General features: G+C 65.1%; 12 protein-coding genes and 2 tRNA genes. 4 read left to right on the top strand and 10 right to left on the bottom strand.

The window, feature by feature from the left end; translation table 11 throughout:
* Nucleotides 1–437: 437 nt before the first annotated feature.
* Nucleotides 438–965 (top strand): M23 family metallopeptidase, encoded by a 528-nt coding sequence (locus tag AC5RWX_RS23575; protein ID WP_494098722.1) that lies wholly within the window; start codon nucleotides 438–440, stop codon nucleotides 963–965.
* 40 nt (nucleotides 966–1,005) lie between these two features.
* Here AC5RWX_RS23575 and AC5RWX_RS23570 read toward each other — a convergent pair whose 3' ends face one another.
* The 6 genes from AC5RWX_RS23570 to AC5RWX_RS23545 all read right to left on the bottom strand — a co-directional run bounded on the left by AC5RWX_RS23570 (nucleotide 1,006) and on the right by AC5RWX_RS23545 (nucleotide 6,266).
* Entirely contained in the window at nucleotides 1,006–2,196 is a 1,191-nt protein-coding gene (locus tag AC5RWX_RS23570) for an acyl-CoA dehydrogenase family protein (RefSeq protein WP_494098721.1), read from the bottom strand.
* A gap of 143 nt (nucleotides 2,197–2,339) precedes the next feature.
* A tRNA-Ile gene (locus tag AC5RWX_RS23565) sits at nucleotides 2,340–2,416 on the bottom strand.
* Between the two features lie 73 nt (nucleotides 2,417–2,489).
* On the bottom strand, nucleotides 2,490–3,686 hold the full coding sequence (locus AC5RWX_RS23560) for a glycosyltransferase (RefSeq protein ID WP_494098720.1): 1,197 nt from the start codon (nucleotides 3,684–3,686) through the stop codon (nucleotides 2,490–2,492).
* A gap of 99 nt (nucleotides 3,687–3,785) precedes the next feature.
* Nucleotides 3,786–4,694: a DMT family transporter gene (locus tag AC5RWX_RS23555; protein ID WP_494098719.1), complete on the bottom strand. Its 909-nt coding sequence runs from the start codon at nucleotides 4,692–4,694 to the stop codon at nucleotides 3,786–3,788.
* Complete coding sequence (locus tag AC5RWX_RS23550; protein WP_494098718.1) at nucleotides 4,694–5,317, bottom strand: CDP-alcohol phosphatidyltransferase family protein; 624 nt, start codon at nucleotides 5,315–5,317, stop codon at nucleotides 4,694–4,696. The genes AC5RWX_RS23555 and AC5RWX_RS23550 overlap by 1 nt, the downstream gene beginning before the upstream one ends.
* Before the next feature lie 94 nt (nucleotides 5,318–5,411).
* The gene (locus tag AC5RWX_RS23545) at nucleotides 5,412–6,266 is read right to left on the bottom strand and encodes a phage holin family protein (protein ID WP_494098717.1); all 855 of its coding nucleotides are present in this window, start codon (nucleotides 6,264–6,266) and stop codon (nucleotides 5,412–5,414) included.
* Nucleotides 6,267–6,446: 180 nt separating this feature from the next.
* Between AC5RWX_RS23545 and AC5RWX_RS23540 the strand changes: the two genes are divergently transcribed.
* The 3 genes from AC5RWX_RS23540 (at nucleotide 6,447) to AC5RWX_RS23530 (ending at nucleotide 8,383) form a co-directional block, all read left to right on the top strand.
* On the top strand, nucleotides 6,447–7,670 hold the full coding sequence (locus AC5RWX_RS23540) for a multidrug effflux MFS transporter (protein ID WP_494098716.1): 1,224 nt from the start codon (nucleotides 6,447–6,449) through the stop codon (nucleotides 7,668–7,670).
* 4 nt (nucleotides 7,671–7,674) lie between these two features.
* Nucleotides 7,675–7,866, top strand: a complete 192-nt coding sequence (locus AC5RWX_RS23535; protein ID WP_494098715.1) for a hypothetical protein — start codon at nucleotides 7,675–7,677, stop codon at nucleotides 7,864–7,866.
* Nucleotides 7,867–7,975: 109 nt separating this feature from the next.
* Nucleotides 7,976–8,383: a hypothetical protein gene (locus tag AC5RWX_RS23530; RefSeq protein WP_494098714.1), complete on the top strand. Its 408-nt coding sequence runs from the start codon at nucleotides 7,976–7,978 to the stop codon at nucleotides 8,381–8,383.
* A gap of 48 nt (nucleotides 8,384–8,431) precedes the next feature.
* Here AC5RWX_RS23530 and AC5RWX_RS23525 read toward each other — a convergent pair.
* The 4 genes from AC5RWX_RS23525 to dusB form a co-directional block, all read right to left on the bottom strand.
* A tRNA-Asn gene (locus tag AC5RWX_RS23525) sits at nucleotides 8,432–8,507 on the bottom strand.
* 76 nt (nucleotides 8,508–8,583) lie between these two features.
* Complete coding sequence (dnaG, locus tag AC5RWX_RS23520) at nucleotides 8,584–10,512, bottom strand: DNA primase (RefSeq protein WP_494098713.1); 1,929 nt, start codon at nucleotides 10,510–10,512, stop codon at nucleotides 8,584–8,586.
* Between the two features lie 52 nt (nucleotides 10,513–10,564).
* On the bottom strand, nucleotides 10,565–11,854 hold the full coding sequence (locus AC5RWX_RS23515; protein WP_494098712.1) for a deoxyguanosinetriphosphate triphosphohydrolase: 1,290 nt from the start codon (nucleotides 11,852–11,854) through the stop codon (nucleotides 10,565–10,567).
* A complete protein-coding gene (gene dusB / locus AC5RWX_RS23510) occupies nucleotides 11,847–13,025 on the bottom strand; it encodes a tRNA dihydrouridine synthase DusB (protein ID WP_494098711.1) in 1,179 nt (392 codons plus the stop codon). The genes AC5RWX_RS23515 and dusB overlap by 8 nt, the downstream gene beginning before the upstream one ends.
* Nucleotides 13,026–13,169 lie beyond the last annotated feature (144 nt).

The following is a 13,169-nucleotide window of genomic DNA, read 5'->3' as shown; positions in this document are numbered from 1 at the left end:
GGCATGCCGACGCTCCTTCCGGCAGGTCATTCATGAGAAAGCCCCGAGGCTTCTTACCCTGCCAATAGTTGACGGTTTATTAGCGTGGCCCGGGCGGGCCCTGCTCCTGGCATCCATCGCGCTTCTCATCAGCACCAGGGGTGCTGACCGCAAGAAGCATGATCCTCCATTGGAGGGCTGGATGCGCGTAGTCAGCTGCCACTCCCCCACACTCCTGAATGAGACGTGCTGACGCAAACCCCGGACAGGGGCGTATACCGTTGGAAAACCATTGGGATAGCCGCCGGACGGAAAGCGTTGAGGGCGCAGCAAACTGCTCCATCAAGTGTACTACAGGCACCCGCGCCCGCAGGACAGCAACGGCGCCGGCCGGAGCCTTGTCCACATAGGCCAACCTGCCCCTGCCGGCCCCTGCTGGCGCGGGGCAGGCTGGGCATATGAAACCACCGGTACTGCTTGCAGCCCTGCTCCTGCTGCCCGCTTCACTTGCACCCGCCGGCGAGACGCTGGCCTTCGGTCCGGTGGCGAAGGCCACGGAACCGGCGCCCTCCTGGCAGTGGCCCCTCTCCCCGCGCCCGCCCGTCCTGCGGGACTTTGACCCGCCGCCCAAGCCGTGGCTCAGCGGCCACCGGGGCGTGGACCTGGGAACAGCATCCGACGGCGTACAGGTTGCCTCACCGGCCGCGGGCACGGTGAGCTTCGTGGGAGTCGTGGTGGACCGGCCGGTGATCACCATCGACCACGGCGACGGCCTTCGCAGCAGCTTTGAACCGGTAGAGAGCAGCCTGGCGGCCGGCAGTCCGGTGGGCGCGGGCCAGTCAATCGGAATAACTCTTCCAGGCCATTGCCCTGCCGCATCCTGCGTCCACTGGGGCGTCCGACGCGGTGAAGACTACGTGAATCCGCTGCAGTTTGTGATGGACCTGCGGCCATCCATCCTGCTGCCGCTCGGAGCGCCGCCGTAGTGGCTCGAGCCCGGTTGGGCCGGACCCGGACGGAAACAGCTCAAACGATGGCGGAGATGCCGGTAACGGCCCGGCCGGTCACGAGGGTGTTGATTTCGTGCGTCCCCTCATAGGAGTAAATGGCTTCGGCGTCGGCGAAGATCTTGGCCATTTCGAAGTCGGTCACGATGCCGTTGCCGCCCAGGAGATTCCGGCCGATCGCCACGCTTTCACGCATCCTTGCGGTGGTGAAGGCTTTCGCCAGGGCGGACTGCTCGTCCTTGGCCGCGCCGGCGTCCTCCAACTGGGACAACCGCACCATCATGGCCATGGAACTGACGGCGTTGCCCAGGATCTGGACCAGCTGGCTTTGGACCAGCTGGAAGGAGGCCAGCGGCCGGCCGAACTGGTGGCGCTCCACGACGTAGCGCCGGGCCACGTCGAAGGTGGCCAGCTGCTGGCCCACGGCCTGCCATGCGACACCAAGGCGCGTAACTTTCAGGACCTTGTTGACGTCCTGGAAGCTGTTGGCGTGGGCAAGCTTGCAGAAGTCCGGGACCACTACGTTGTCCAGGGTGATATCGGCGTTCTGGACGGTCCGGAGCGCGATTTTGTTCTCGATCTTTTCCGCACTGAAGCCCTGCAGCGTGGTGTCCACGAGGAATCCCTTGACCTTGTTGTCCTCAAGGTCCCGCGCATAGATGACCACCCAGTCGGAGAAGGTGGCGTTTCCAATCCAGCGTTTGGCACCGTTCAGGATCCACGAACCGCCCTCGCGGCGAGCGGTGGTCCGCGTTCCGCCGGCCACGTCGGAGCCACCCAAGGGCTCCGTCAGGCCGAACGCTCCGATTTTCCTGAGTGCGTAGATGTCGGGCAGCCACGCGTCCTTTTGCTCCTGGGAGGCCAGCGCCTCGATGGAACCGGTGAAGAGACCATCATGGACGCCCATAAAGGTAGAGATGGATGCGTCAGCGCGCGTGACCTCGGCGTGCATCAGGCCCGCGAAGAGGTTGGAGTGGCCCTGCCTGCGGACCGGGCTGACCAGGTCAATGTCAGCGAGCTTCGGAATCAGGTCCATGGGAAATTCACCGCGGTTCCAGAAGTCAACAGCGATGGGACGCACCTCGCGGGCCAGGAAATCCCTGACCTCGGCCAGCCTGTCCCGCTCCTTTGCGCTCAGCAACTGCTCGAAGGAAAAGAAGTCGCCGTCGGCGTAGGGAAGGTTCTTGAGGTCGGCAGCGGAAGTGGACATGGTTACCTCGCAGTTGATCAACGGTGACCGGGACTCTTCGTGAAGGAGAACCGTAAGTTACTGCTCAGTAACATACCGCAGATTGGAAGCTTAAAGGAAGAAAACCGCGGCCGGCAGATTGCCGGCCGCGGTTTCCGCTTTGTTGGTAGGGCTACTCGGACTTGAACCGAGGACCTTAGGATTATGAGTCCCGCGCTCTAACCAGCTGAGCTATAGCCCCCTATGCCCTGGCCGGTCCCGTATAAGGGATGTGCTTGCAGGGCAAAATTACTCTAGCAAACCCCGGAAAGCGCTCAGACCACCTTGTCCTCGAAGCGCGCGCCCCGGTACAGGTCCTCGAAGGTCTGCAGGGTCCCCTCAATGCTGTGGGGTTCCACCATTTGCCGGCTGACCTGGCCCATGGCGGCGCGCTGGTCTGCGGGCAGCTCAAGGATCAGGGTGATCTTCTTGGCGAGGTCATCGCTGTCGTTCGGGGTGAACAGGTACCCGTTCTCGCCCTCGCGCACCAGGTGCGGCAAGGCCATGGCGTCGGCCAGCACCACCGGCGTCGAGGCGGACATCGCCTCCAGGGTTACCAGGGACTGCAGCTCTGCCGTCCCTGGCATGCAGAAAAGGTCGGCCTTGATATACGTCTTCCTCAGGTCCTCGTCGCTGACCAGGCCCAGGAATTTCACCCTGTCCCCCAGCCCGAGGCGCTGGACGAGGTTTTCCAGTGAGGAACGGACCTCACCGCCACCCACGATTTCGAGATGCACGTTCAGCTCAGGGGGTGTCTTGCTGATGGCCTGGATCAGCACGTCCACGTGCTTTTCCTCGGCAAGGCGGCCGGCAAACATCACGGTGGGATGCGGGTGCGGTTCGATGTGCTCGCCCGGCTGGAGTTCGTAGGCCGCCGAATCGATGCCGTTGGAGAGCGGAAGGACCTTGCGGAGGAAGGCGTGCTGGTGCATGGCCTTGGCCGCCAGCGGGGTGGGCGTGGTGACCACGTCAGCCCGTCCCATAACCTTGCCCATGTCCTTCCAGGAGATCCGTCCGATGATGTTCTTGAACCACTGCGGGAACGGCAGGAACGGATTGAGGTTCTCCGGCATGAAGTGGTTCGTGGCGACAATCCGGATGCCCCGCTTATGGGCCTCGTAGAGGACGTGCTCGCCGATCATGTAGTGGCTCTGGATGTGGACAATGTCGGGCTTAACGCGGTCAAAAAGGAGGCTGATCTCCTTCTTGATTTCCCAGGGAAAGCAAATGCGGAAGTACTCATGGGTGGGGGCGGCGTGCGACCGGAGGCGGTGCACGGTGGCTTCGGACCGGAACTCGGTGAAGCTCTTCCCGTTGTCAGCACGGCAGGCGAGCACGTGCACGTTGTGGCCCCGGGCTGTCATTCCCTTGGCCAGCCGGTAGCCGAACTGGGCGGCACCGTTGATGTGGGGCGGATAGGTGTCCGCGGCGATCAGGATGGTCAGGGGTTGCTGGTCTGCGGGCGTGGTCACGTGGAGTGCTCCTGATGGTCACGGTGCGGACAGCTGGCACTGACAGCACGGTTGGCGCCGGCATGTGCCGGGGCTTCGTGTATTTGCTGGTGGAAGGGACTAGTGAGGCGGCCTGCCCGCGGCCTTCCGGGCGTCTTTTTTGCGCTTGGTGACCTCGGGGTGGTGCCGGGACAGGGCTATGACTCCCACGATAGCAAGGGATGCCGCGGTTCCCATGGCAATGGCCATGACGGCGTGGACATCGGGGCGGAGTTCACCGAGGATGACAATCCCGATGGCAATCCCCACCAGGGGATCGATCACTGTGAGTCCCGCAATCACCAGGTCCGGCGGACCCGCGGAGTAGGCGTTTTGGACAAACCATGACCCCAGCCCCCCCGCCGCAATGAGCGCCAGCACCGAGTACCACTGCACGTTCAGCAGGAACAGCCCATTCGGATCGAGCAGGTGCTTGCCGATGATCCGGGTGAGGACTGCCACGAATCCAAAAAGGACGCCGGCCCCCAGGATGTAGACGAAAGCGTTGATCCGGTGCTTGAACATCACGGCCAGCGTGCCGAAGAGTCCAACCGCGAGGACCAGCAGCAGCACAATGGTGAGTTCGGCTTCGAGGCTTACATGGTGGTTTTCCTGCGTCACATTGACGGCCAGGAGGACAAAGAGCGCAGAGCCGGTCACGCAGGCGGCGATGGCCACCACCGTTGCCCGGTTGATGGTGAGGTCCTGGTCCTTGGCATTGATGACGGTAGTGATGACGAGCGCGATGGCGCCGATGGGCTGGACTACGGTGAGCGGGGCGGACACGAGAGCCACAGCGTTCATTGCCATCCCGGCGCACAGCAACAGGAGGCCGAAGACCCAGCGCGGGTTCCGCAGGAGGCGGAGGAAGCCATTCGAACTGAGCGCCAAGCCCCCGGTGTCGGCCTTGACAGCGCTTCCCTGGCGCTGGGCTCCAAGGGCAAGGCAGAAGGCTCCAAGCAGCGCGAGCACAACGGCCACCCACACCATCAGGAGGTCCCGCCGTCGTGATGCTGCTGCATCCTGCCTTTGCGCAGGATGGCCCAGAAATAGTTGTAGGCGGCAATCCAGTGGCCGATCAGGCCGAGGCCCAGCACTATCCACGCAGCGACAAACAGCTCACCCGAGAATGGGCTGTCCAGCCGGGACAGCACCAGCATTGGCGTGCCCAGGAGCAGCAGGCCGGTGCGCACCTTGCCCACCACGCTGACCGGAAGGTCCGGGTGGCCGCCGAAGAAGGACAGCGTGAGGACCAGCAGAACGGCGTCCGGGATCACCAGCGCGGCCAAATACAGCCAATGCACGACGCCGGCAATCACCAGGGTGACGGCGACTGCGATCAGCGCCAACCGGTCCGCAATGGGATCGAGGACCCGGCCGAGCTTGGAGGCCTGGTCGAAGCGTCGAGCGACGTAGCCATCAATCCAGTCGGTGCTTGCCATCACGGCGAGGACCACTACCCCGGCGCCGTATTCCTTTTGGGCCAGGACAAGCCAGACAAAGAGCGGCACCCCCATGAACCGCACGACAGTCAGCAGGTTAGGGATGGTGAATACACGGTCGTGATCCACCTGGGGGCGCCCGGGACGGGAGCCGGCACCGATGAACTTCACGCCGTCCCCCTTTCCTTCCCGCTGCCTTCCGGGAGCGGACTCATCATTTCTGCCTGCGGCCCACCATGCGCTGCCCGCCGTCTAAAGGCGGCTGTTAATAGGTCCGAAGGAGCTTTCGGACCAGGACTACGAACACGGTACCGGCAGCCGCGAAGGCAGCCAGTGGTTTCCACCGGTTGCCCAGGCCGCCTGCGGACTCCGACAGTGCTGCCAAGCGGTGCCCGGCAAGGTCCTTGCCCCGCCCGGCGAGAACCTGGCCCTGGCGTAGTTTGCCCTGGGCGGCAGCCAGCAGGAACTGCGCCTGGGTCTTGATGTCCAGCTCTTCACCGAGGTCGTCGCGCACCTCGGTGAGGTGGTGGCGGCGCTGGTTCAGGCGGCGGGCGAGTTCGGGCTCGGACGCCTGGGGGAATTCCTTGTTGTGCTCCGCTGCCTTTGCTTCCTTTTCGGCCTTGTGGTTGGCAGCGGCCTCCGCCTTGGCCGCCTTGGCGGCTTTGGCTTCGGGGCTCTGCGGATCGAGGACTGCGGGATTGAAAGCGGAACCCTCCTTGGCGATGCCGATGTCGTGCTTGATGCCGCGGATGGTTTCCTCGGGCAGCAGGGGCATGGCCTTTTTGAACTTGCGCATGCCGATCAGGCCGCCGATGAGTGCTATCAGCAGGAATGCTCCGGACACCAGGAGGGCGGCCAGCCACGGGGGCATGATGGTGGCGAGGCCCATGATGGCAGCAACGATCAGTCCGACCACCAGGAAGAGGAGGAAGACCAGGGCCACGGCGAGGAAAGCTGCGGCAACTCCGACCTGGATGCCCTTGCGCTTGAGCTCAATCTTCGCGAAAGCGACTTCGTCGTTCAGCTGGCGGGGGGCCAACCGGAAAAGGAGTTTAAGCGTCCTGGGCAGCGCAGCGATGCGCAATCCCTGGCTGGTCCGCCCGCTGTGACGTCCGCTCATCGGTTCCGCCTTACTGTTTCATGGTCGATTCGGCTTCCATGTGCTGCGGGAAAGTGCAGCTGCACAGTCCCCGGCACCAAAACTATCATTCAGGTTAAGGGCGGACCCCGGGGCTTGCCGGACGGCGCGGCCTACAACGCTGCAGAATTCATGCGTGGCCCGGGCCTAGGATTGATTTCCGTGACCATCCCCAGCAATCCGGGCGATCTGTTGAGCCGCCGACGGAAACTTCTGTACATCCTCCTTCTTGGCGCCCTGACGGCCTTGGGTCCGTTCACGATCGACCTTTACCTTCCTGCCTTCCCTGCGCTGGAGGCGAGCCTGGGTGTGACGGAGGCCCAGGTCCAGCTGACCCTGGCCGGGACTACCGTGGGCTTTGCCATTGGCCAGTTGGTGGTGGGTCCCTTCAGCGACAGGTTTGGCCGCAGGACTCCCCTGATCCTGGCCACCGCCCTCCATATCGCAGCGTCGCTCGGCGCCGCCCTGTCGACGGACATCACCACACTGGGCATTTTCCGCGTCCTGATGGGGGTGGGTGCTGCCGGCGGTGGCGTGGTGGCCATGGCCATGGTCCGGGACCTGTTCTCCGGTTACGCCATGGTCAAGATGTTTTCCCGGATGTCCCTGGTCAACGGGCTGGCACCAATCCTGGCCCCCGTGATTGGTTCACAGCTGCTCCTGGTCATGCCGTGGCCGGGGATTTTTGTGTTCCTCGCCGCCTACGGCACTCTGGTCATTGTGGCCGCCTTGTTCCTGGTCCGCGAGACGCTGCCGCCGGAAAAGCGCCGGCAGAGCGGACTGACGTCGCGCCAGCGCTACCGGATCCTTTTCACGGACAGGGTCTTTGTCGGGCTGCTGATGGTGGCCGGCCTGAACTTCGGCGGCCTGTTCACCTACCTTTCGGCCTCCCCGTTCCTGTTCCAGGACGTTTTCGGCTTTTCCGCCCAGGAGTACGGCCTGCTTTTTGGTATCAATTCCCTGGGCATTGTGGCCGGAATCCAGACGAGCTCGCGGCTCATCCGCCGGGTGCCGCCACAGTGGATCCTGGCGGCCGCCACTGCCTGGATGTTCGTTATGGCCATGCTGATCGTGGTGTTCGACCAGCTGGGATTCGGGCTCTGGGGCGTGTTGGTGCCGCTGTGGTTCTACATCATGGGCACGGGCTTTATGTTCCCCTGCGTGCAGGTGCTGGCGCTCGCCGCCCATTCCGCCCAGGCCGGCACTGCCGCCTCCCTGCTGGGGTTCTCCACCTTCATGATGGCGGGGCTCATCTCGCCGGTCGTTGGCTGGCTGGGCATCACCAGCGCCGCTCCCATGGGGGCCGTCCAGGGAGCCTGCATCCTCCTCGCCATCGCGGCCCTGTGGCTTGTGGTCCGGCCGCGTACCGTCCCGTCGATCCACTGACGCCATGAAGGACACTGCAGGGCGCAAGCCTCATCGGAACCGCCGGGGCCTTTTCCTGGGGGCGGTGCTGGGCGCCGTCGTGGGCTATTTCGCCGGCCGTGCCCTGGGCAACCCGGCGATGGGAATTGTGCTGGGCATGGTGGCCGGATCCGCTTTGCTGTACCGCGTCAACCCCGGGCCCTGGAACCGGCCCTGATTCAACCCGCCCGGGCCGCCCAGGTGCTCCCTGCGCGGTGCTCCCGGCACGCCTGGGCCGCGGCTTTGACGTCTGCCGCTGGGCGCCTGTCAGGGATAAAATGTTGTCCGTGCCCAGCTGGCAGGATCACCCGCCACTTCCGGCCACGTGGCAACGGTGCGATACCGGGATTCTGCCACTGTGGTGGGACCGGTTGTATGCCCAGAGCGGCGAGCAGTCCGCTGCCCTCTACGCGGCAGGCCTCTTTACTGAGGACCGCCGCCGGCCCATCGCCCAGTGGTACAACCCCGCCTTCAATGCCGCCCTGCTGGTGGCCCCGGAAACCTCCCCCGAGTGGCCCGTGCAGCGCTTCGGCATCTTCTACGCGCCACCCGACACGGGCTTTGTCCGCGTCCATTCCGCGCCCCATGAGTGGAACCCGCGCCAGCCGCGGAAGTCACCCACCGAAAAGGAGGCGTTCCTTGCCGCCATCGTCGAGGCGGAGCGGTTCCTTCAGGTGGAAATGGACTTCGTCTAGGAAGCAAAAATCCCCGCCCCTCCAAGGGAGGAACGGGGATTTTTCTGTTGGCTCCTCCTGCTGGACTTGAACCAGCAACCCTTCGATTAACAGTCGAATGCTCTGCCAATTGAGCTAAGGAGGAATGAAGCAGGTATCAGCCTAGCAAAGACCCCGGCTGGAAACGAAATCGGGATTAGCACGTGCATTGCAGGAGCAGCCTAGGCATCAGAGCGCAGGGCACGGCGTTCCATTTCCAGCATCATGAGCTCGCGGTTGAGCCGCTGGTATGTTTCCGGATCTGCACCGGGGTCCAGCCGTTGGAGCTGGCCCATCTTCTCTGCCTTGACCCGGGTGATCTGGAGCTCGAAAAGCCGCGACAGGATGTCCCGGCAGTATTTCTGCACCGCTTCCTCCGTGCTCGCAGGCAACGGCACCACGGCCAGTTCAGATACCAGTGGCCGCAGCGGTTCAGGGACCTCGTGCATCACGTGCTCCACCCACCGCACGGGGTCAGCGGTGAGGGCAGGGCCGGTGGCACGCATGGCGTCATGGACTGCCTGGAAGGCCGGCGTGGCGAAACGGGCAGCCGAGAAGCGTTCCCAGATGCCGCCGGATAGCAGAGCCGGCTCCTGCAGCGCCACCTCCAGCGCCTGCCGCTCCATGGAAGCCACCGGATCACGCGGGTCCGGGCGGTGGAAGGACGGCACAGCGCCCGACGGCGGCCCGGCAGCTACCCCGGGCCCGCCCGGTTGGGCGGCGCCTGAGGGAGTTCGCGGAGCTGGGGCGGGAGGCCCGCCCTGGTCTCCACGTTTCACTGCAGCGGTCACCAGGCGCAGCACTTCGTTCGGGTCCGGCATTCCCAGCCAGCCGGTGAGCGCCTGGCAGTAGCCGGTACGGGTGGAAGCGTCCCGGATGGCGGCAACCACCGGGACGGAGGCTTTCAGCCCCTGCACCCGGCCTTCCACCGTGTCCAGGTTGAACTGCTTCAGCGTGGTGCGGATGGCGAATTCAAACAGCGGACGCCGGGACTGCACCAGCGCGTGTACTGCCTCGTCGCCTTTGCTTTGGCGCAGGTCGCACGGATCCGCTCCCGAGGGCTCCACGGCCACAAAAGTCTGCGCGGTGAAGCGCTGGTCCTCTTCAAAGGCGCGCAGGGCTGCCTTCTGGCCGGCGGCGTCGCCGTCGAAGGTGAAAATGACCTCTCCCCCGGTGCCGTCATCGGAAAGCAACCTGCGGGCGATCTTGATGTGCTCGGTGCCAAACGCGGTGCCGCAGGTGGCCACCGCCGTCGGGATCCCCGCCAAGTGGCAGGCCATAACGTCGGTGTAGCCCTCCACCACCACCAGCTGCCGGTCCTTGGCGATGTTGCGCTTCGCGAGGTCAATCCCGTACAGGACCTGGGATTTCTTGTACAGGGTGGTCTCAGGGGTGTTCAGGTATTTGGGGCCTTGGTCGTCCTCGTAGAGCTTGCGGGCACCGAAGCCTATGGTGTCCCCCGCAATGTCCCGGATGGGCCAGATGAGACGGCCCCGGAACCGGTCGTAGATTCTCTGCTGGTTCCCGGGCCCCCCCGTGGAGAACATGCCCGTGAGCTTGAGCTCAGCATCAGTGAAGCCCCGGCCGCGCAGGTGCTTGAGCAGAGCATCCCAGCCTTGCGGCGCGTACCCCACGCCGAACTGTTCTGCGGCGGCACGGTCGAACCCGCGGCCGTGCAGGAAGGTCCGGGCCTCTGCAGCGCCGGGTGTCAGCAGCTGCGATTGGAAGAATTCGTCGGCAATTTTGTGGGCATCCAGCAGCCGCTGCCGCCGCCCCACTTCTTCCCGGCTGGGACCGGTCCCGCCGTCCTCGTACCGAAGCTCGTATCCGATCCGGGAAGCCAGCTTCTCCACGGCCTCCTGGAAAGAGCTGTGGTCCTGCTTCTGGACGAAGGCAATGACGTCGCCGTCCTCGCCGCAGCCGAAGCAGTGGTAGCGGCCGACCTGGGGCCGGACAGTGAAGGAGGGTGACCGCTCGTCATGGAACGGGCACAAGCCCTTGAAGGTGCCCAGCCCTGCGCCCTTGAGCGTGACGTAGCCGTCAACCACTTCCTTGATGTCCGTGCGTTGGCGTACTTCGTCGATATCTTCACGTTTGATCAGCCCAGGCACAGAGCCATCCTAGCCCCGGGGTACGACCCCGGCGCGCGCCTTGGTGCGTACTTCACCACAACGACGGAAGGCTCCCCACCAGCCGTTCGTACATTGCCAGCGCCGAGCCGTCAGTGAGTGACGCCACCTGGTCGATCACCACGCGAAGGCGGGCACCGTCGTCGGGCGCGTCCCGCCAGTCAGCCGCAAACATCGGCTCAAGGTGCCGGTCCCCGGTGGCGCTCAGCGCCGTGACCAGGGCGTGCAGTACCTCGCGCTGGCGTTCGTAGATGGGCTGCCGGTGCTCGGTGGTCATCACGAAGGTGGTGGCCAGGCCCTTCATGACGGCGATTTCCATAACGGTCTCGTCCGGCACCATGAGCTGGGCGTTGTACCGGGTGAGGTTCTCCGGACCGTAAACGGCACGGGTGGTTTCCAGGGCGCTCTGGCAGAACCGGCCGATCAGCTGGCTGGTCATGTTCTTCAGGGCCGCCATGGACTTGCGGCTACCGTCCGCTTCGCGCACCCACACGTCCGTGGCTTCCAGCCGTGCCAGGGCGGCGTCGATGGCGGCGGGATCGTTGTGCGGCAGGTACCACTGCTTGGCGTACCCCACCACCCGGGCACGGTGGTCCGGGTTGTCCATCCAACGCAGCTGGAAGTGTCCGGCGACGATCGCGTCCTCGACGTCGTGCACGGAATAGGAGATGTCATCGGCGAGGTCCATCACCTGGGCCTCCAGGCAGGACCGTCGTTCGGGAGCACCTTCGCGGATCCAGTTGAAGATGGGCAGGTCGTCCTCATAGGCGCCGAACTTGCTGGTGCGTTGCCCATGGATCACGGGGGCTTCCAGCGCAGACCAGGGGTACTTCGCTGCGGCGTCAAGGCTGGCCCTGGTGAGGTTCAGCCCGGCCGGCTGGTTGCCCACCGTCAGCACCTTGGGTTCCAGTCGCGTCAGCAGCCGGAGGGTCTGGGCGTTGCCTTCGAAGCCGCCGATCGCGTGTGCCACCTCGTTCAGGGCCGATTCCCCGTTGTGGCCAAAAGGCGGGTGGCCCAGGTCATGGCTCAGGCAGGCGGTGTCCACCACGTCCGGGTCGCAGCCCAGGGCGCGGCCCAGCTCGCGGCCCACTTGGGCCACTTCCAGGCTGTGGGTGAGACGCGTCCGAACGAAGTCGTCCGTGTCCGGCGCCACCACCTGTGTCTTGGCGCCCAGCCTGCGAAGCGCGGAAGAATGCAGGACCCGCGCGCGGTCACGCTCAAAGTCGGAACGGTAAACGCTTTTGGGCGGTTCCTCCACCCAGCGGGCGGAATCGTGGCTGTCGTAGCCCGGCAGCACCGGTGCGCTGGTCCTGGTCTCAGCCACCGGAAACGTCCAGTTCCGCGGCCGAGATGTCCCGCGACTGGTCCGCATTCAGCGCCCGTGATTCCAGCCAGTCCTTGGGCAAGGCCGGCTTTTTTGGCGAGCCTGCACGGCCGCGGGGACCTTCGGCGTCGCCTCCCGGGTATGGCGAGTCGAGGTCCAGCTCCGCCAGGGTGTCCCGCAGCACCTGAAGGCTGGTCACCAGCGCCAGCCGGGTGCGCAGTTCGCCACCCACCACGTAGCCCTTGAAGTACCAGGCGATGTGCTTGCGGATCTCGCGCAGGGCCTTGCCTTCGTCACCGAAGGTTTCCACCATGAGTTCGGCGTGGCGGTACACCCCCTCGGCCACTTGGCGCAGGTCCGGGCGGAAGCGGGTGTCGCTGCCTTCGAACGCGGCCTGCAGGTCGCCGAACAGCCAGGGCCGGCCCTGGCAGCCGCGGCCCACCACCACGCCGTCAACACCTGTTTCGCGCACCATCCGCACCGCATCTTCAGCGGACCAGATGTCGCCGTTGCCGAGCACCGGAATGTCCGGCAGCGCCTCGCGAAGGCGTGCGATCGCTGACCAGTCGGCCTGCCCGGAATAGAACTGGGCTGCCGTCCTGCCATGGAGGGCGACGGCGGCAACACCGGAATCACGCGCGATCCGGCCGGCGTCGAGGTACGTCAGGTGGTCGTCGTCGATGCCCTTGCGCATCTTGATGGTCAGCGGGACGTTGCCCTTGGAGGCTTCCTTGACGGCCGTCTGCACGATCGAGGTGAAGAGGTCAATCTTCCAGGGCAGGGCCGAGCCGCCGCCGCGCCGCGTCACCTTGGGAACGGGGCAGCCGAAGTTCAGGTCGATGTGGTCCGCCCGGTCTTCCTCCACCAGCATCCGCACGGCCTGGCCCACCGTCACCGGGTCCACGCCGTACAACTGGACGGAACGCACTTTCTCGTCGTCGTCGTGCGAAATGATCCGGAGGGATTCGGGGGTCCGCTCCACCAGCGCGCGGGAGGTGACCATCTCCGCCACGTACATGCCGCCGCCGTATTCGCGGCACAAACGACGAAAAGCCGAGTTGGTGATGCCGGCCATGGGCGCCAGGATCACCGGAGTGTCCACGGTGATGGGGCCCAGCTTCAGGGGCGGGAGTTCCAGCCTGGGTGCGGGAGTAGTTGCTGCAACAGTCACCCATCCATTGTTGCAAAGCCGGGCAAATCGGGGCGTCCCCGAAGGTTTGGCATCCCCTGGACAGCCGGTGCTGTCAGCCGCGCTCCGCCGCCCTGCGGCCCCGCCGGGTCTCCTGGGCCGCCGCGGCGAGGCTCCCCGTATCGC

The sequence above is a fragment of the Arthrobacter sp. SPT-J7 genome, from assembly GCF_059089965.1.
The sequence above is the reverse complement of the archived record's forward strand: the minus strand, read 5'-3'. Positions and strand labels throughout refer to the sequence as shown.

Bases quoted from the DNA above. Each gene is read 5' to 3' on its own strand.
- AC5RWX_RS23575 (WP_494098722.1), top strand. From the start codon at position 438: ATGAAACCACCGGTACTGCTTGCAGCCCTGCTCCTGCTGCCCGCTTCA.
- AC5RWX_RS23570 (WP_494098721.1), bottom strand. From the start codon at position 2,196: ATGTCCACTTCCGCTGCCGACCTCAAGAACCTTCCCTACGCCGACGGC.
- AC5RWX_RS23555 (WP_494098719.1), bottom strand. From the start codon at position 4,694: ATGGTGTGGGTGGCCGTTGTGCTCGCGCTGCTTGGAGCCTTCTGCCTT.
- AC5RWX_RS23545 (WP_494098717.1), bottom strand. From the start codon at position 6,266: ATGAGCGGACGTCACAGCGGGCGGACCAGCCAGGGATTGCGCATCGCT.
- AC5RWX_RS23535 (WP_494098715.1), top strand. From the start codon at position 7,675: ATGAAGGACACTGCAGGGCGCAAGCCTCATCGGAACCGCCGGGGCCTT.